A 17567-nucleotide genomic window follows, 5' to 3' on the forward strand; every position below is an offset into this window, starting at 1 on the left:
GGCCATGAGCGGGGGGAGCGATCAGCCCGGCAAGGACCCGCGCCTCGGAAAGGCGCGGGACTCCGCACGCCAGCGCAAGATCGTCTCCAACCGTTCGGACAAGGCGGCCCGCCGCCATGCCCGCACCATCAAGGCCACGGCCAACCGGCACCTGCGCCGCAAGGGGCGTCAGGATCTCTCAGCGATGACCGATCCCGACGACCTGAGCGGACAGGACATGGCCACCGCCCACCGTGTGAAGGACCGGCACTGGGGCACGCAAAACGCCGCGGCGCACCGGGACCGCCGTAACGCGGAACGCCGCTATCTCGACGAAACGCCCGTCGGATCTCTGAAGGGGCGCGCCCGCTCTCTTGCGCAGCGCCTCTCGAACGACCGAAGCCCCGCCGAACTGCGCGCCATCGCGGCGCGCCTCGGCGCCACCGGCCTCACGGCCTTCCCGGATCAGGCGGACGCGCTGCGCCGCCTCGCCGACCGTCTCGACCAACAAAGCCGCGACAGCCTCGACTGATCCGGCCCCGCAACGACTGACAAAGGAACACCGCATGTCCGCGCTAAAGATCAAGAAGGGCTCTTCGAAGCACTCCGCCTACAACCTGCGCCCGAACTTCTCGGACGTGACGGAGACGCACACCCTCGCCGTCCTCGTCGAAAACGAGCCCGGCGTGCTGGCGCGCGTCATTGGCCTGTTCTCGGGCCGCGGCTACAACATAGAAAGCCTCACCGTGGCCGAGGTCGACCACCAGGGCCACCTGTCGCGCATCACCATCGTCACCAAGGGCACCCCGCAGGTGATCGAGCAGATCAAGGCGCAGCTTGGCCGCATCGTCCCGGTCCACGACGTGCACGACCTGACGGTCGAAGGGTCTTCGGTGGAACGCGAACTGGCGCTCTTCAAGGTGAAAAGCACCGGCGACAAGCGCGTCGAGGCGCTGCGCCTTGCCGACATCTTCCGCGCGCAGGTGGTCGATTCGACGCTGGAAAGCTTCATCTTCCAGCTCACCGGCGCACCGGACAAGATCGACGCCTTCGCCGACCTCATGCGCCCGCTCGGCATGATCGAGATCGCCCGCACGGGTGTGGCCGCCCTGGCCCGCGGCGCCGGCTCCTGATCTGAAATCACCCCCTGGAAACAGCGAAGGCGCGCCCGGTGAGGCGCGCCTTTCGCGTTTGGTTGGCCGCCAAGTCAGGTCACGACATCACGACCCCGGGAAACGCCACGACATTGTCGGTCCGCGTGAAACGTCTCGGCTCGGGCCGCGGCGCGACGGCGTCGTTCACCCGGCCGCGCAGGTTCTGCGCCAGATCGGGCGCATAGCCCGCGCCCACGCGCCTGAGGTTGTCCGCGCGCCGGAAATTCGCGCATTCGCTCAGTTCGAACTGGATCAGGTCGCCGGCGTCGAGCGCGGGCCCTTCGTGGATGTCTTCTTCGGCAGCGGTATAATACGCCAGATTGCCCTGATCTTCACACCAGATCACAGCCTTCGTATCGCTGGCATCCGCCCAAAGAACCACTCCGTACATATGTTCTTGCATCACGCCACACCTGCTGATGGTTGCAGATCAAAGGTGCCGGAAACCATTCGCACAGAACACGTATTTTTCCGCGTCGGCTTCTTGATTTTTGTGCCGTGAATCGGCAGGTTTGCCTCTGTTAAGCATCACCCGTGACGCCAAGTAGCGGCAAGTCAAGCATCAGCTTGTGTTCTCATCTTCCAATAAGTCGTAAAACAGTGCTACGACTCAACAATAACGGGAATTTTTATGGCAAAGGACGGCGGCAAGATGCGACAGCGCAGCCCCTCTCCGGCAGAACTGCGCAACATGCTTGGTGACAATCTGCGTCAGTTGTCACAACAGGCAGCATCCATCTCGGCCCTGTGCCGGGAACTGGGGATCAACCGGACACAATATAACAGATACCTCGCCGGAGAGAGCTTTCCCCGGCCAGACGTGCTGCACAGGATCTGCTCCTACTTCGGTGTCGATGCGCGCATCCTGCTGGAGCCGGTCGAACGAGTCGTGGCGACCGACAACAGCGTGCTGCTGAACCCGGCGGTGGCGGAATACCTCGGCGGCACCGCCCGCCCGGTACCGGAAGAGGTCTTTCCCTCCGGCTTCTACCGTTTCACGCGGCGCAGCTTCATGGACGACAAGGCCTTCGTGCAGGGCGTGATCTACGTGTTCCGCAACCGCGGCGGCACCTTCCTGAAGGGATTCGAGGCCAAGGACGCCATGCGCGCGCAGGGCCTCTCGGTCGAGCCGCGCAACCGCGAATTCCGCGGCACGGTGATCCCGCAGGAGGACGGCATCGCGGCGCTGGTCAGCCGCAAGGGTGCTACGACCACCTCGTTCAACTACCTCGCCCGGGTCCCGACGTTCGAGAACAACTTCTGGGTCGGTTACGTCACCCGTACCGTCCGCGAGAATGTCGCCGGACGGCGCGTGGAACGGCTGGTCTACGAACATCTCGGCACGGATCTGCAGGAGGTCCTGCCTGCCGCACGTCAGGCCGGGTTCTGCACAGCCGAGGATCTGGTGCCCTACCATCGCAACCTGCTGAAAGTGGGCGAGAACTTCTATTGACGGATGGGCAGGCCCCCTGCCCGTCCCCGCGCAGCCAGCCCCGCGCCTGTCTCCAGGGCGCCCGCAAGCCCGAGCGCCCGCACGCCAGCCCGAGTGTTGGCCAGCCCGGGCGCCCCGGGTCCGCGCGGCCTCAGCGCATGGCCACCGCCTCCGCGGCGGAGACCGTGCCGCGCCGCGTGCCGTAGGCCAGCATGTCATAGAGGTGCCAGGTGGCGTGCCCCAGCACCGGCAGGACCACCAGCAGCCCCAGGAACCCCGGCAGCATCGACACGAAGGTCGTGACGGCGATGAAGGCCGCCCAGCCGAACATCACCACCGGCTCGCGCTGCACGTAGCCGAAGGAGGTGATCATCGCGGTCACGAAGTCGATTTCCCGGTCCAGAAGCATCGGCAGCGCCAGCACCGTGATCATGAACAGGAGCGCCGCAAAGCCCGCGCCAACCCCGGTGCCCACCGCCAGCATGGTCAGCCCGTTCGGCGTCAGGAAGATGTCGTAGGACGAGGACACGTTGGTCATCGGCGCAAGTCCCAGGAACAGCGCAAAGATCATGTGCGCCAGGAAGAACCAGAACAGGAAGATCACCAGGATCACCGCGCTGATCGACGGAAGCTGGCGTTTCGACTGGCGCGCGATCACGCTCGAGATCTGCATCCAGTCCAGCGGGCGCCCTTCCTCAAGCCGCCGGCTCACGTCGTAGAAACCCACCGCCGCGAATGGCGCGATCAGCGGAAAGCCTATGGCCGCGAAGACCAGCCAGTAGCTCTGCCCGGTCACCCATGTGACCCAGACCATGAGCCACCCCGCCAGCACGTAGGGCCCGGCAAAGACCAGCGCGAAACCGGGCGCGCGGCGCAGGTCGCGCCAGCCGCGCCGCAGTGCCTCGCGCAGCATCTCGGCGGACACGGGGCCGAGTTCGGGAACGCCGGGTTTAGGTGTGTCGGGCATGGCCTCTCCTCCTCAGGGTCAGTCCCGTTGCGCGCGGTGGCATTCACTAAAGGCGATATGTCGCCGACGGGCAAGATTCGTCTCTTATTAACATTTTCCTTCTACGCCTGTGTTCTACCATTGGCTGTGGGAGGAGCTTCAATGACACACGCACCCGATCCGATTCGGCGTGGCGACGACGGCAGGATTCGCAATATCGACGTGCCCGCACTGGTCCGGCGGCCCGACGGCTTTGCCCGTCTGCGCGCCGCGCTGAGCGAGCTGTCGGACAGGATGCCCGCGCCACGTGCGGTCTACGACGAACCGCCCTGGACGATCTGCCCCGACATGCCGCGCGGCAGCGTCGCCTGGCACACCACGGGCGGGGAAACCGCCATGTCCGGCTTCATCGCCTGGTACCGCGGGCAAAGCCCCGAACGACAGGCCCGCATCCGCGCCGAACACCCCGAACCGCCGGCCTGGCAGGGCTTCTACGAAACCCTGACCTGACCCCGGCCAGCCACATGCTCAAAGTACCGGACATCGCGGTCCGAGAGGTCTGCGCGCGCGCCAACGTTGGGCGGAGATTCTCCGCCTTCGCCAGCGGGTGAACGTGATCAATGTCCCCGGATCCGACCACTCCCGCGGGCTAAAGAGGCTGCACGTTCAGCCACCGAGGTCCAGTCGTAAGTCATTGAAAATGCCGCGCGCCGTCTGGTCCAGCGACCACGGTCATGCGCCAATGTGCGGTGCAGCCCCCCGGGCCTGGCATCCACCGCACCACACAAACCCCGACCGCCGGACGAGGCATCCCGCAACGCCACAGGCGCGCGGCATCGTAGGGCGGAGATTCTCCGCCCTCCCGTCCGCTCACACCCGGAGCGTCTGCCTGAAAGGGATCAGTCCTCGCCGCGTGCGTCTGCGCGGCTCTTGCCGGACACTTGTAGCGCCAGCGTCGCTTCCATGAAGGGGTCGAGGTCGCCGTCCAGCACACCCTGCGTGTCGGCCGTCTCGTACTGTGTCCGGAGGTCCTTCACCATCTGGTAGGGCTGCAGCACGTAGGACCGGATCTGGTTGCCCCAGCCCGCGTCGCCCTTCGCCTCGTGCAGCGCGTTCACCTCGGCGTTCCGGCGGTCGAGCTCAAGCTGGTAGAGCCGCGATTTCAGCGCCTTCATGGCGATGTCGCGGTTCTGGTGCTGCGACTTCTCCGAGCTCGTCACCACGATCCCCGTGGGGTGGTGGGTGATCCGCACGGCGGAGTCGGTGGTGTTCACGTGCTGCCCGCCCGCGCCCGACGAACGGAAGGTGTCGATGCGGATATCGGCGGGGTTCACCACAACCTCGATGTTGTCGTCGATCACCGGGTAGGCGCCCACCGCGGCAAAGGACGTCTCCCGCGTGCCCTTCCCGAAGGGCGAGATCCGCACCAGCCGGTGCGTACCGCTCTCGGACTTCAGCCAGCCGTAGGCGTTCTTGCCCTTGATCTGGTAGGTGGCCGACTTGATGCCCGCCTCCGCGCCCGCCTGCTCTTCCTGCAGGTCGACCTCGAAGCCGCGCTTTTCCGCCCAGCGGACGTACATCCGCGCCAGCATGTTGGCCCAGTCGCAGGCCTCCGTGCCGCCCGCGCCCGCCTTGATCTCGAGGAAGGCGTCGTTGCCGTCGGTCTCGCCGTCCAGCAGCGCCTCCAGCTCCTTCTTGGCGGCAGTCTCGACCAGCGCCTTCAGCGCCGCCTCGGCGTCGCGCACGACCTCCTCGTCGTCCTCCATCTCCCCCAGCTCGATCAGCTCGACCTGGTCCTCCAGCTCCTGCTTGAGCGAGGTGTAGGATTCCATCGCGTCGACCAGCGACTGCCGGTCGCGCATCAGCTTCTGCGCGGCCTCGGGGTTGTCCCACAGGTTCGGGTCCTCGACCCGCGCGTTGAACTCCTCCAGCCGGTGCTGCGCCGTCTCCCAGCCAAGCCGCTGCTTGAGCAGATCAAGCGACTTCTCGATCTTCTCCACGTGGTTCTGGGCTTCGGCGCGCATGGGGGACTCCTCGTACTCTCAGGCCCCGCGTGATACCAAGGGGCCAGAGGACGGGCAAGGTGGGGAATGTGGTGGAGCGTCGCTTGGAAAAGGCCCTGGCGCGGCACGCGGTGCAGATCGTCCGCCCCCTCGCCACCACCGCCGCCGCCGAACTCCACGAGGTGCGCAGGGATGACCGCCGTGCCGTCCTGAAACTCTGGCCGCAGGGCCACGCCGGGAACGAGGCCGCGGGCGTCCGGCTGATGCAGGCCTGGGCCGGGCCGCACATGGTCGCCATCCTGGGCGCAGGGCCCGACAGCGTCCTGATGGAGGCGCTCGACGGCCCCTCGCTTGGCGACCTCTCCCGTCAGGGCCGCGACGCAGAGGCCTGCCGCCTGCTCGCCGACACCGCCCGGGCGCTGCACGCCGGCCGCCCGCAGCTTGCCGACCTGCCGACCGTTGGCGTCTGGTTCGAACGGCTCTTCGCCCTGCCCCTTGGCACCTGCCCGGCCAGCGTCCGCCGCGACATGACCCGCGCGCAGGCCCTCGCCCGCGACCTCATCGCCACGACAGCCCAACCCGTGCCGCTGCACGGCGACCTGCACCACGATAACGTCATCCTGACCGCCACCGGGCCAAAGGCCTTCGACGCCAAGGGCCTCACCGGCGACCCCGCGTTCGAGCTCGCCAACGCGATCCGCAATCCGAAGGGCATCCCCGCCACCGTCCGGGACCCCGGGCGCATCGCCGCCTGCCTCGACACCTACGCCGACGCACTGGACGTTAGCCGCCACAGGCTCGCCGGGTGGGCGGCGGCGAAATGTGCCCATTCCATCGCCATGCGCGGCCAACCGGACACCGACCCGGAGGCCGACCTGCTCTCCGCCCTTCTGGCGGAAACCTAAAGCATCGCGAGGATCATGTTGCGCACCACCGGGTAGATCTCCTTCTCCCAGCGGCGGCCGTTGAAGACGCCGTAATGCCCGACGTTGGCCTGCAGGTGATGGCGCTTCAGGTGCGGCCGCAGCGACGAACACAGGTCATGCGCGGCGCTCGTCTGGCCGAGCCCGCAGATGTCGTCGCGCCCGCCCTCGACCGTCAGAAGCGCGGTGTGCCGGATCGCCGCCGGGTTCACCTTGCGGCCCTTGTAGGTCATCTCGCCCCGGGCCAGCTCCGCCTTCTGGAACACCCGGTCGATGGTCTCGATATAGAACTCCTCCGTCAGGTCGAGCACGGCGAAATACTCGTCGTAGAACGCCTTGATCTTCTCCGCCTCTTCCACCTCGCCATCGGCGAGCAACTGGTACATGCGCTTGTGCTGCGCCATGTGCCTGTCCATGTTCATCGTCATGAAGGCGGTCAGCTGCACGAACCCCGGATAGACCCGCCGCCCGGCCCCGGGATAGCGGAACGGGACAGAGGCGATCACATTGTTCCTGAACCACGACAGTGGCTTCTCGAAGGCCAGGTCGTTCACCGCCGTGGGGCTTTCGCGCACGTCCACCGGCCCCGCCATCAGCGTCATCGACAGGGGCGTCGCCGGGTTGCGGTCCTCCGACGTGACCGCCACCGCGGCCAGTGCCTGCACGCAGGGCTGGCACACTGCCAGGATATGGCCGCCGGGGCCGATCTCTTCCATGAAGCGGATCACGTATTCCACGTAATCCTCCACCCCGAAGGACCCTGCGCTGCGCGGCACATCGCGGGCGTTCTTCCAGTCGGTGATATAGACCTCGTGATCCTGCAGCAGCACCTTCACAGTACCCGCCAGCAGCGTCGCGAAATGCCCCGACAGGGGCGCCACCACCAGCACCTTCGGCTGCGGCGTGTCGATCTCGCGCTTGAAATGCAGAAGCTGGCCGTAAGGCAGATCGCAGACCACCTCCTCCGTCACCGGCACGGTCCGCCCGTCGATGGAGACCGAACGGATGCCGTAGGGCGGCCGAGTGTGACTCAGCCTGAACCGGGACAGCATCTCAAGCCCGGCCATGTGGCGGCGCAGCATCGGCGCGAAGGCCCCGGACTTTTCACCGCCCAGCGACAGCCCCATCAGGGCAGACGTTCGAAAAGGGGCGAAAAAATCATCGAAACCCTGGTAGATGGCGTACTGCATGGCGGTTCCTGCCTGTGTCTTCCCACAAAACGCTAGTCAGGCCCCCGGCGCGGTGCGACAAAAAAATGCAATTTCGCTGCACCGCCGCGACACGGGGAAGACCATGACGGACGCCACGCTCACGATTTCATCAAAAAACTATTCGTCCTGGTCCCTGCGCGGATGGCTGTTGTGCAAGATGTCGGGAATCGCGTTCGCCGAGGCGCCGGTGGACCCCGACAGCGCCGACAACCGTCAGGAACTGCTGCTGCTTTCGCCGTCCGTCCGCGTGCCCCGGCTGGAGCATGGCAAGATCGCGGTCTGGGACACGCTCGCCATCGCCGAATACCTGAACGAGACCTTCCCCAAGGCCGGTCTCTACCCGAAGGACCCGGTGATGCGCGCCCGGTGCCGGGCGATCTCGGGCGAGATGCACTCCGGCTTCTACAACCTGCGCTCCGCCCTGCCGATGAACCTCAAGTCGCATCACGCGGCCTTCAAGATCTTCTCCGGCGCCCGGCCCGACATCGAACGGGTCAAGACCATCTGGCACGAATGCCTCGACGCCTGCGGCGGGCCGTTCCTCTTCGGGGCAAAGCCCACGGTGGCCGATGCGATGTATGCGCCGGTCTGCACCCGGTTCCGCACCTATTCCGTGGCCCTCGACCCGACGCTGCAAAGCTACGCCGACCACATCCTCGGCTGGGACCTGATGCGCGAATGGACCGAGGGCGCGCTGGCGGAGCCCGAAGAGATCGTCGAGCTCGAAGTCGAATTCTGACGGATTAACCCTTTCCGACGCAACGTCATGCGCGGCCCGTCCGGAAAGGTTAACAACCGGCCGGTTCAGGGGGTCGAAACGGCCGGTTCACCGGTAACGCAGCGGTCATCCCGGTGAAGATCAGGTAAATGTTCGTGATCCCGGGGTTTGACACCCCCCAGATGTGCGAAGCGCGCGCCGGGTTAACCCCAACGCGCGCTCCGTTTACCCCATTGTCCAACCCGAAGGGTTAAGCCGGTTGTCGGCGATCCCTCAGTACAGACCACCGGAGGACAGCGTGCCGAACCCGGCCTTCGGACCCACCACGGCCTTGCGGCCGGTGGAGGTCGTGACCTCCCGCGCGACCGACCCGCCTTCGGGACGGATCAGGTCGAAACTGCCCGAGATGGCAAAGCCGCCGTCCAGCTGGATGCCCCAGACACCGTCAAGCAGATCGTCCTCGCGGAAACACTCCGCCACGACGTTCGCACCCGATGCGCCCGCGCCAAGGCGCGCGCCCGAGAACCGGTCGATGTTCACGAAGTTGCATGTTTCCGGGACCTTGAAGGGGCCGCCGCCGTATTTCTTCACCGCCTTCTGCATGAACTGGGTGAAGACCGGACCGCAGAACCCGCCGCCCGACGCACCGCTGCCAAGGCTGCGCGGCTGGTCGTAACCGATGTAGCAGCCCGCCACGATGTTGGAGGTGAAGCCGATGAACCACACGTCCTTCGCGTCGTTGGTGGTGCCGGTCTTGCCCGCCGTGGGCACCGGCAGCTTCACCGTGCCCGACGCCGTGCCCCGCTCCACCACACCCTCCATCATCGATGTGAGCTGGTACGCGGTGATCGCATCCATGATCCGCTCGCGGTCGTTCACGATCCGCGGGCTCCGCCCCGGCGGAATGTTCGGATCGGCACAGTCCACACAGACCCGCCGGTTCCCCTGCGCCGCATCGTGACTGTAGACCGTGTTGCCGTAGCGGTCCTGCACCCGGTCGACCAGCGTCGGCTCCACCCGCTCGCCGCCGTTGGCGAACATGGCATAGGCCGAGATCATCCGCATCAGCGTCGTCTCGTCGGCCCCCAGCGCGTTGGCCAGAACCCGGCCCATGTTGTCGTAAACCCCGAACTTTTCGGCATAATTCGCGACCACGTCCATGCCGACCTCCTGCGCGAGGCGGATGGTCATCAGGTTCCGCGACCGTTCGATCCCGGTGCGCAGGGGGGTCGGGCCGTAGAACTGGTTCGACGCGTTCTTCGGACGCCAGACACCCTGCGGCGTGTCGATCTCGATCGGCGCATCTACGACGATGGTGGCCGGCGTATAGCCACTGTCGAGTGCCGCCGCGTAGACGAACGGCTTGAACGAGGAACCCGGCTGCCGCTTCGCCTGCGTCGCGCGGTTGAAGACCGAGTGCTGGTAGCTGAACCCGCCCTGCATGGCGATCACGCGGCCGGTGTTCACGTCCATGGCCATGAACCCGCCCTGCACCTGCGGCACCTGCCGCAGCGTCCAGCGGATGAAGTTGCCGGAGTCGTCCTCGGTCATCTCGCGGACGTGGATCACATCGCCCGGCTCGAAGTTCTCGAAAAGGTTGCCCTTGAACCAGTCGGTGTCCGCACGCGGCACTTCCATGCCCCGCGGATCGTCCAGCGGCACATCCTCGATCCCGATCAGCAGGGAATTCTCGCGCACCTCGCGCACCACGGCCACGTGCCACTTGCTCACCAGCGTCACGTCACGCGTCACGCGCACGCCTGCGAGGGCCTCGCGCCATGCGGCTTCGTCGCCGAGCAGCCCGGCGTCGATGGTCTTGCCCGTGCCGCGCCAGCGGCCAAGCCCGCGGTCGTACTGCTCCAGCGCACGCTGCAGAGCATGGGCCGCCTCGGTCTGCATCTCCGGGTCGAGCGTCGCGCGCACCGAGTAACCGCCGGAAAAGAACTGGTCCTCCCCGAAGTCGCGGCTGAGCTGGCGGCGGATCTCGTCGGTGAAATAGTCGCGCGGCGGCAGCGCCTGGTTGTAGGGTTCGAAGTCGCCGTTCTGAACCGAGCGCAGCGGCTGCTGGACCTCGCTCTCGTAGGTCGCCTTGTCGATGTAGCCGTTCTCGTACATCTCCTTCAGCACGAAGTCGCGGCGCTGCGTCAGACGCTCCTTCCGGCGGACCGGATGGTAGTCCGACGGCGCCTTCGGCATGGAGGCGAGCATCGCTGCCTCGTGCGGTTCAAGCTCCGACAGGGTCTTGTTGAAGTAGGTCTGCGCCGCGGCGGTCACGCCAAAGGAGTTCTGCCCGAGGAAGATCTCGTTCAGGTACAGCTCAAGGATCTTGTCCTTGTCCAGCGCCTCCTCGACGCGCGAGGCGAGGATGATTTCCTTGATCTTCCGCTCTGCCCGGCGGTCGCCGGACAGCAGGAAGTTCTTCATCACCTGCTGGGTGATCGTCGAGGCGCCGCGCACGTCGCGCCCGCCGGACTGCACCGCCTGCACGCCCGCCGCGACGATGCCGCGCACGTCATAGCCCTGGTGGGTGTAGAAGTTCTTGTCCTCGGCCGAGATGAAGGCGTTCTTCACCAGGTCGGGGATCTCGTTCGCAGGCGTGAACAGACGGCGTTCCTGCGCGAATTCGTCGATCACGCGCCCTTCCTGCGAATAGATGCGGCTGATCGTCGGCGGGGTGTATTGCGCCAGGTGTTCGTGGCTGGGCAGGTCGCGCCCGTACATCCAGAAGATCGCGCCGATGGTGAGCGCGATCATCATGGTGCCCATGGTCACCACCGCGAAGATACCGCCGAAGAATGAGAAGATGAACCGCGTCACGCGTGGACCCTTGTGGCAAGTGCTCGATTTCAAACCGTCGCATATACTGTAACGCGGCGTCGGTCAAAACACATCCCTGTTGCCGTCAGCGCCGGACCGCCCAAGCTTTTGAATGCGCGCGTTATTGCCGGCGCAGACGCGACAGGGCCTTGTCCTCGATCAGCCATTGCGCCAGCCCGTCCCGGATGCCCGCCGCCATGCCCGCGCGCCACGCCGGATCCTGCAGGTTCATCAGGTCCTGCTGCGAGGACAGGAACCCCAGTTCCACGAGAACGGAGGGGATGTCCGCCGACTTCAGCACGGAAAAAGCCGCCTGCCGCAGCGGGTCCTTGTGGACCTTGCCGTCGTTGTTGCGGATGCCCGCGACGATGCTTTTGGCCAGCGCCTGGCTGCGCGGGGTGTTGTCCTGCCGGGCCAGGTCCAAGAGCACCTGCGCCACCCGGTCGTCCGACCCGGAAAGGTCGATCCCCGACAGCAGGTCATCGCGGTCGTGCCGCTCTGCCAGCGCGGCAGAAGCCGCGTCGGAGGCGTCTTCGGCCAGAGTGTAGACCGCCGCCCCCTTCGCGCCGCCGCCGTCCAGCGCGTCGGCGTGGAGCGAGATGAACACGTCCGCGCCCGCGTCATGCGCCGCCGCAACGCGGCCTTCGAGCGACACGAAGACGTCGGAGTTCCGCGTCATCCGCACGTCGTAGTTCCCGGATCGCAGCAGCACGTCCCTCAGTTCGCGCCCGAATTGCAGGACGAGGTCAGCCTCCTTCACCCCTGCCCGTTCCGCGCCCGGGTCGATGCCGCCGTGGCCCGGGTCGATGACGATCACCAGCGGTGCGCCGGCCGCGCGCGGCGCGGGCCGCCTTGCCTTGGGCCGCAGGTGATCCCAGCCCGGATCGCGCGGCACGCCGGCCTTCGCTGCGAAGCTCGCCGCGTCCGTCGTCGAGAGCACCACCTTCAACTGCACGCTGCCGCCGTCCTTGGGCACTGTCAGGCTGGCCGAATCCACCGACAGCGGCTCTGTCAGGTCGGCCACCATGCGCGACCAGCCGGGCCGGAAGCCGCCGACCCGCACCGCACCGATCCGCGCCGAGGCATCGAGTTCGCCGGGGGTTGCGCCCTCCCAGTCGACCTCGCGGAAATCGACCACCAGCCGCAGCGGGTCGTCGACGGTAAAGAGCCGCCAGGGCACCCCCTGGCTGAGGTTCAGCGACAGTTCCGTCGCGCCACCGAACCGCCAGTCGGTGAACCCGCCTCCCTCATAGCGCGCAAGGCCGGAGGTTTCTTCCTGCTGCTGCGCCACTACTGGCGACGCGCAAAGCATGGCGATGAGTAACGCGAAGATCCTGTGCATGGCTGCTCTTTCCCGATTGGCGGGCCCGCTTTGCGGGTTCTCGTTGCGGCCAAATCTAGCAGTTGCGCGGCCCTTCGCCCAGCCCTGCCCGTTCACGATCGGCGCCTGGCCATGAAGTCCCTGAGCCGCGCCAACCCTTCCTCGATATCGGCTGTGCTGCGGGCGTAGGAGAACCGGAGCGTACCGCCGCCGCGCAGCGGATCGAAATCCAGCCCCGGCGTCACCGCGACCCCGGCCCCTTCAAGGATCTCCTGCGCGAAGGCGCGGCTGTCGTCGGTCAGGTGGCTCACATCGGCATAGACGTAAAAGGCGCCGTCCGGCGGTGCGATGCGGTCGAATCCCGCCTCCGGCAGACCGGCCATCATCAGCGCGCGGTTCTTCGCGTAGACGGCAAGGTTGGCCTCTGTCTCCTCCTTCGCGTCCATGGCGGCCAGCGCGGCGACCTGCGCCGCATGGGGCGCGCAGATGAAAAGGTTCTGGGCCAGCCGTTCCACCTGCCGCACCAGCCCTTCCGGCACCACCAGCCAGCCGACCCGCCAGCCCGTCATCGAGAAGAACTTCGAGAAGGAGTTGATGACCACCACGTCGTCGCTGATCTCCAGCGCGCTGACGGCTTTGCGGTCGTATTCGATGCCGTGGTAGATCTCGTCCGACAGGAGGGCCGCGCCCTTCTCCGCCGTCACGTCGATCAGATCCGACAGCGCCTGCCGGTCCAGCATCGTGCCCGTGGGATTGGCCGGAGAGGCCACCATCAGACCCTCGAAATCGAGCCCGCGCAGATCGGACGGCACGGGCTGGTAGCGGTTGGCAGGTGCGGTCTGCACCTCCACCGGCACGAGGTCCAGCGATCTGAGGATCTGGCGGTAGGACGGATAGCCCGGAGCCCCCAGCGCCACACGCTCGCCCGCATCGAACAGCGCGGTAAAGGCCAGGATGAAGCCGCCGGAGGACCCGGAGGTCACCACCACGCGCCCCGGATCGAGGTCCAGCCCGTACCATTCGCCGTAAAGCCGAGCGATGCGGGCGCGCAGTTCCGGAAGGCCGAGCGCCACGGTATATCCCAGCGCGTCGCTTTCCAGCGCATGGCCCAGGGCCTCGCGCGCCAGACGCGGCGCCGGTGTGCCCGGCTGGCCGACTTCCATGTGAATCACCCGATGACCCGCCGCTTCGCGGGCGCGCGCCGCCTCCATGACGTCCATCACGATAAAGGGATCGACGTCACCGCGTCTTGAACTCCGCATGCCTGCCTCTCTAGTCTGCCGCTTGAACCCGAGGCTTACGGCTGCGACCTGCGAGACGTCAATGATCCTAACCCGAGCGATGGCCGTGCTTCTGGCGGCGACCCTGATGCTGGCCCAGCCCGTCCGCGCGGCGACCTTCCTGCGCGACGCCGACATGGAATACGCGCTGGGGCAACTGGCGGCACCGATCCTCAGCGCCGCCGGCCTTTCCCCCAGCCAGGTGCAGATCGTCGTGCTGGACGACAATTCGCTCAACGCCTTCGTTGCGGACGCGCGCCACATCTTCCTGCATTCGGGCCTCATCATGAAGGTCGAGAGCGCCGCCGCCCTGCAGGCGGTGATCGCCCACGAGGCCGCGCATATCGCCAACGGCCACATCACGCGCCGCCTGGGCAACATGCGCAGCGCGCGCAGCGCTGCCGGCATGGGCATGCTGCTGGCGCTGGCCACGGGGCTTGCGGGCGCCGATCCGAGTGTCGCTGCAGGCATCGCCTTCGGATCGCAGAGCTCCGCACAGCGGCGCCTGTTCAGCCACACCCGGGCTGAGGAAAGCTCGGCCGACATCGCTTCTGTCCGGTATCTGAAGCGCGCCGACCTCGATCCCCAAGGCGCGGTCGAGGTCATCAAGATCTTCGCCGGGCAGGTGTCGCTCTCCGAATCCCGGCTCGACCCCTACGCCGTCACCCATCCGCTGTCCCGCGACCGCCTCCGCGCGCTGGAGGCGCTGGCCGTTGCCGCCGGTCCCGGCAAGCGTTCGCCCGAAGGCGAATACTGGTTCGCCCGCGCCAGGGGCAAGCTGAGTGCCTTCAAGCGCGCGCCGTCCTGGACACTGCGGCGCAGCGGATCGGTGCCCTACAAGGACGTGCGCCTGATGCAGGAGGCCGTCGCCTGGCACCGCCAGTCGAACCTGAAGAAGGCGCTCGCCGCCATCGACGGCGCCATCTCGACCCGGCCCGGCGACCCCTTCCTGCTGGACCTGAAGGGCCAGATCCTGCTCGAATCCCGCCAGTTCGGCCCCGCCGTCCAGGTGTACGAGGCCGCCGCCAGCCGCGCCCCGCGCGAACCGCTGATCCTTGGCGGACTGGGCCGCGCCCGGCTGGCCGCAGGCGATCCGCGCGGCGCGCTCCAGGCGTTGGAAGCCGCCCGCGGGCGCGACTTCTCGGACCCGGGTGTTCTGCGCGACCTCGGCGTGACATATGCCAAGCTCGGCAACAACGCGATGGCCTCGCTCGCCACAGCGGAACGTTACGCGCTCCTGGGGCGGCTGGAGGATGCGGAGCTTCACGCCCGCCGCGCCTCCGATCAACTGCCGCGCGGTTCCGCCCCGTGGCAGCGCGCACAGGATGTGCTAAGTGCCGCACAGCAGGCAAAGCGCCGGTAAGCGAACCCCCACGGGACAACGATATAACGGAGACCCCCATGACACGAACCCTTCTCAAAGCCGGCGCCGCAATGATGTGCCTGGCCGCGGCCCCCGCCTCGGCCCAGGACACCTTCGACTTCGGCGCCATGAACGACGACCAGAAGGCCGCCTTCGGTCAGGCGGTGCGGGATTACCTGATGGACAACCCGCAGGTCATCATGGATGCGGTCGCCGTGCTGGAACAGCAGGAAGCCGCAGCCCAGGAACAGAACGACAAGCAGCTTGTCGAAACTCACCGCGATGCGCTGCTGAACGACGGCTATTCCTGGGTCGGCGGTAACCCGGACGGCGACTTCACCATCGTCGAGTTCATGGACTACCGCTGCGGCTATTGCCGCAAGGCGCAGCCGGAGGTCACCGAGCTTCTGGAAAACGACGGCAACATCCGCCTGATCGTCAAGGAATTCCCGATCCTCGGCGATGCGTCCACGATTTCGTCGCGCTTTGCCATCGCCACCAAGATCGTCGCCGGTGACGAGGCCTACGGCCAGGTGCACGACGCGCTGATCGCGCTCGAAGGCAACCCGACCGAAGCCTCCCTGAAGCGCATCGCCGACACGCTTGGCCTCGACGCCGATTCGATCATGGCCGAGATGGGCAGCGAGGAGATCACCCGCCGCATCAACGAAACCCGCGCGCTGGCACAGGCCATGCAGATCAACGGCACGCCCTCCTTCGTCTTCGGGGACGAGATGGTGCGCGGCTACGCCCCGCTGGCCGCGATGGAACAGATCGTCGCCATGGGCCGCGCCGAGTGAAACACCTGCTGATCCCGGCGCTGCTTATGGCGGCGCCGGTCCACGCCCAGTTCGCCCCCACCGCAGAGGAACGTCTGCGCGCTCTGGTGGCGCCTCCGCCCGTCGACATCTACCGCGAGGAAAAGAACGCCGACCTTCTGGTGATCGACGAACGTGCCGATACCCTGTTCGGCACTGACCGGGACGTGGCCATCGCCCTGTTCACTGGCCCGGACTGCGAGGCCTGCGCAACTGCCGAGACCGAGCTGCGCGCCGTCACGGAGCGCCTCGGCCTGCGGATGCAGGTCTTCGACACGTCCACACCCGACGCGCAGACGCTGTTCGGCGACCTGGGTTTCGACACCCTGCCCGCCTACGTCATGCCCGACAGGCTGATCCGCGGGCACATGCCGGATTTTGTCTTGCAGGATTACCTGACGCAGTGACGCCGAATGGCGGCGATCACTCCGCCGCCTTCGCCTCTGCCGCGCCGCTCTCGATGGCCTCGGCGCGCTTCTCGACCTCTTCCACGATGTGGTCGATCATCTGGGCATTGGACATCTTGTGGCTGGCCTTGCCCGCCAGGTAGACCATGCCCGACCCGGCGCCGCCGCCAGTAAAGCCCACGTCGGTCATCAGCGCCTCGCCCGGACCGTTCACCACGCAGCCGATGATCGACAGCGACATCGGCGTCTTGATGTGCTCCAGCCTTTTTTCCAGCGTTTCCACCGTCTTGATGACGTCGAACCCCTGCCGCGCACAGGACGGGCAGGAAATGATGTTCACCCCGCGATGGCGCAGGCCCAGCGACTTGAGGATCTCATAACCGATCTTCACCTCTTCGACCGGATCGGCGGACAGGGACACGCGAATCGTGTCGCCGATGCCCATCCACAGCAGGTTGCCAAGGCCGATGGCGCTTTTCACCGTGCCGGAAACCAGCCCGCCTGCCTCTGTGATGCCGAGGTGGATCGGCGCGTCGGTCTGCTCGGCCAGTTGCTGGTAGGCCGCCGCCGCCATGAAGACGTCGGACGCCTTCACGCTGATCTTGAACTCGTGGAAGTCGTTGTCCTGCAGGATGCGGATGTGATCCAGCCCGCTTTCGACCATCGCGTCGGGGCACGGCTCGCCGTATTTCTCCAGCAGGTGTTTTTCCAGCGACCCGGCGTTCACGCCGATGCGGATCGAACAGTTGTGGTCGCGCGCCGCCTTGATGACCTCTCGGACCCGCTCGGGGCTGCCGATGTTGCCGGGGTTGATGCGCAGGCAGGCCGCGCCCGCCTCAGCCGCCTCGATCCCGCGACGGTAATGGAAATGGATGTCCGCGACGATCGGCACCGGGCTTTCGCGCACGATCTCCTTCAAGGCCTTCGCCGACGCCTCGTCGGGGACAGAGACGCGCACTATGTCTGCCCCGGCCTCTGCCGCCTGCTGAATCTGCGCGATGGTGCCCGGAATGTCGGTCGTGACCGTGTTGGTCATCGTCTGCACGCTGATCGGCGCGCCGCCGCCCACCGGCACGGACCCGACCATGATCTGACGCGAGGCGCGGCGGTAGATGTTCCGCCAGGGGCGGACGTGGTTGATGCTCATGACAGCTATCCCGTTACGATGACACGCGGTCGAGCGACCTGCTTGCTG

The 17567-nt window shown here is 66.7% G+C and carries 17 protein-coding genes; 9 read left to right on the plus strand and 8 right to left on the minus strand.

Going from position 1 to position 17567, the window contains the following annotated elements; all coding sequences use genetic code 11:
* Positions 1–4 precede the first annotated feature (4 nt).
* Both QNI11_RS10545 and ilvN read left to right on the plus strand, forming a co-directional pair.
* Positions 5–511 carry a hypothetical protein gene (locus QNI11_RS10545; RefSeq protein ID WP_283983376.1) on the plus strand — a complete coding sequence of 169 codons (507 nt, stop codon included), beginning with the start codon at positions 5–7 and terminating at the stop codon, positions 509–511.
* 34 nt (positions 512–545) lie between these two features.
* Positions 546–1112, plus strand: a complete 567-nt coding sequence (gene ilvN, locus QNI11_RS10550) for an acetolactate synthase small subunit (protein ID WP_100930507.1) — start codon at positions 546–548, stop codon at positions 1110–1112.
* 79 nt (positions 1113–1191) lie between these two features.
* On the opposite strand, the gene QNI11_RS10555 is transcribed toward ilvN, so the two are convergent.
* The gene (locus QNI11_RS10555; protein WP_283983377.1) at positions 1192–1536 is read right to left on the minus strand and encodes a hypothetical protein; all 345 of its coding nucleotides are present in this window, start codon (positions 1534–1536) and stop codon (positions 1192–1194) included.
* 249 nt (positions 1537–1785) lie between these two features.
* On the opposite strand from QNI11_RS10555, the gene QNI11_RS10560 reads away from it, so the two are divergent.
* A complete protein-coding gene (locus QNI11_RS10560) occupies positions 1786–2586 on the plus strand; it encodes a helix-turn-helix domain-containing protein (protein WP_283983378.1) in 801 nt (266 codons plus the stop codon).
* Between the two features lie 130 nt (positions 2587–2716).
* Here QNI11_RS10560 and QNI11_RS10565 read toward each other — a convergent pair whose 3' ends face one another.
* Positions 2717–3532, minus strand: a complete 816-nt coding sequence (locus QNI11_RS10565; RefSeq protein ID WP_100930505.1) for a DUF2189 domain-containing protein — start codon at positions 3530–3532, stop codon at positions 2717–2719.
* Positions 3533–3673: 141 nt separating this feature from the next.
* Between QNI11_RS10565 and QNI11_RS10570 the strand changes: the two genes are divergently transcribed.
* Entirely contained in the window at positions 3674–4021 is a 348-nt protein-coding gene (locus tag QNI11_RS10570; protein WP_283983379.1) for a hypothetical protein, read from the plus strand.
* 389 nt (positions 4022–4410) lie between these two features.
* On the opposite strand, the gene prfB is transcribed toward QNI11_RS10570, so the two are convergent.
* Positions 4411–5535, minus strand: coding sequence for a peptide chain release factor 2 (prfB, locus tag QNI11_RS10575; protein WP_100930503.1), 1125 nt, complete (start codon positions 5533–5535; stop codon positions 4411–4413).
* 83 nt (positions 5536–5618) lie between these two features.
* Between prfB and QNI11_RS10580 the strand changes: the two genes are divergently transcribed.
* Positions 5619–6419, plus strand: a complete 801-nt coding sequence (locus QNI11_RS10580) for an aminoglycoside phosphotransferase family protein (protein ID WP_283983380.1) — start codon at positions 5619–5621, stop codon at positions 6417–6419.
* Here QNI11_RS10580 and QNI11_RS10585 read toward each other — a convergent pair.
* Positions 6416–7627, minus strand: coding sequence for a polyhydroxyalkanoate depolymerase (locus QNI11_RS10585; RefSeq protein WP_283983381.1), 1212 nt, complete (start codon positions 7625–7627; stop codon positions 6416–6418). The two genes, QNI11_RS10580 and QNI11_RS10585, sit on opposite strands and share 4 nt — an antisense overlap.
* A gap of 103 nt (positions 7628–7730) precedes the next feature.
* Here QNI11_RS10585 and QNI11_RS10590 point away from each other — a divergent pair, with 103 nt between their 5' ends.
* Positions 7731–8387: a glutathione S-transferase family protein gene (locus tag QNI11_RS10590; RefSeq protein ID WP_100930500.1), complete on the plus strand. Its 657-nt coding sequence runs from the start codon at positions 7731–7733 to the stop codon at positions 8385–8387.
* A gap of 252 nt (positions 8388–8639) precedes the next feature.
* Here QNI11_RS10590 and QNI11_RS10595 read toward each other — a convergent pair whose 3' ends face one another.
* The 3 genes from QNI11_RS10595 to QNI11_RS10605 all read right to left on the minus strand — a co-directional run bounded on the left by QNI11_RS10595 (position 8640) and on the right by QNI11_RS10605 (position 13766).
* The gene (locus tag QNI11_RS10595) at positions 8640–11183 is read right to left on the minus strand and encodes a penicillin-binding protein 1A (RefSeq protein WP_283983382.1); all 2544 of its coding nucleotides are present in this window, start codon (positions 11181–11183) and stop codon (positions 8640–8642) included.
* Positions 11184–11304: 121 nt separating this feature from the next.
* On the minus strand, positions 11305–12525 hold the full coding sequence (locus QNI11_RS10600) for an N-acetylmuramoyl-L-alanine amidase (RefSeq protein WP_283983383.1): 1221 nt from the start codon (positions 12523–12525) through the stop codon (positions 11305–11307).
* A 92-nt stretch (positions 12526–12617) separates the two neighbouring features.
* Positions 12618–13766, minus strand: a complete 1149-nt coding sequence (locus QNI11_RS10605; RefSeq protein ID WP_283983384.1) for a pyridoxal phosphate-dependent aminotransferase — start codon at positions 13764–13766, stop codon at positions 12618–12620.
* Positions 13767–13827: 61 nt separating this feature from the next.
* On the opposite strand from QNI11_RS10605, the gene QNI11_RS10610 reads away from it, so the two are divergent.
* Genes QNI11_RS10610 through QNI11_RS10620 form a run of 3 tightly spaced genes read left to right on the plus strand, consistent with a single transcriptional unit; the run spans position 13828 to position 16372 of the window.
* Complete coding sequence (locus tag QNI11_RS10610) at positions 13828–15147, plus strand: M48 family metalloprotease (protein ID WP_283983385.1); 1320 nt, start codon at positions 13828–13830, stop codon at positions 15145–15147.
* A 38-nt stretch (positions 15148–15185) separates the two neighbouring features.
* On the plus strand, positions 15186–15947 hold the full coding sequence (locus QNI11_RS10615; protein ID WP_373418436.1) for a DsbA family protein: 762 nt from the start codon (positions 15186–15188) through the stop codon (positions 15945–15947).
* Positions 15944–16372 (plus strand): hypothetical protein, encoded by a 429-nt coding sequence (locus QNI11_RS10620; RefSeq protein WP_100930495.1) that lies wholly within the window; start codon positions 15944–15946, stop codon positions 16370–16372. The genes QNI11_RS10615 and QNI11_RS10620 overlap by 4 nt, the downstream gene beginning before the upstream one ends.
* 16 nt (positions 16373–16388) lie before the next feature.
* Here QNI11_RS10620 and ispG read toward each other — a convergent pair whose 3' ends face one another.
* Positions 16389–17519, minus strand: a complete 1131-nt coding sequence (gene ispG, locus QNI11_RS10625; protein WP_100930494.1) for a flavodoxin-dependent (E)-4-hydroxy-3-methylbut-2-enyl-diphosphate synthase — start codon at positions 17517–17519, stop codon at positions 16389–16391.
* Positions 17520–17567 lie beyond the last annotated feature (48 nt).

Origin of the sequence: Sagittula sp. MA-2 (assembly GCF_030126985.1) — a bacterium.
In the GTDB taxonomy this organism is placed as follows: domain Bacteria; phylum Pseudomonadota; class Alphaproteobacteria; order Rhodobacterales; family Rhodobacteraceae; genus Sagittula.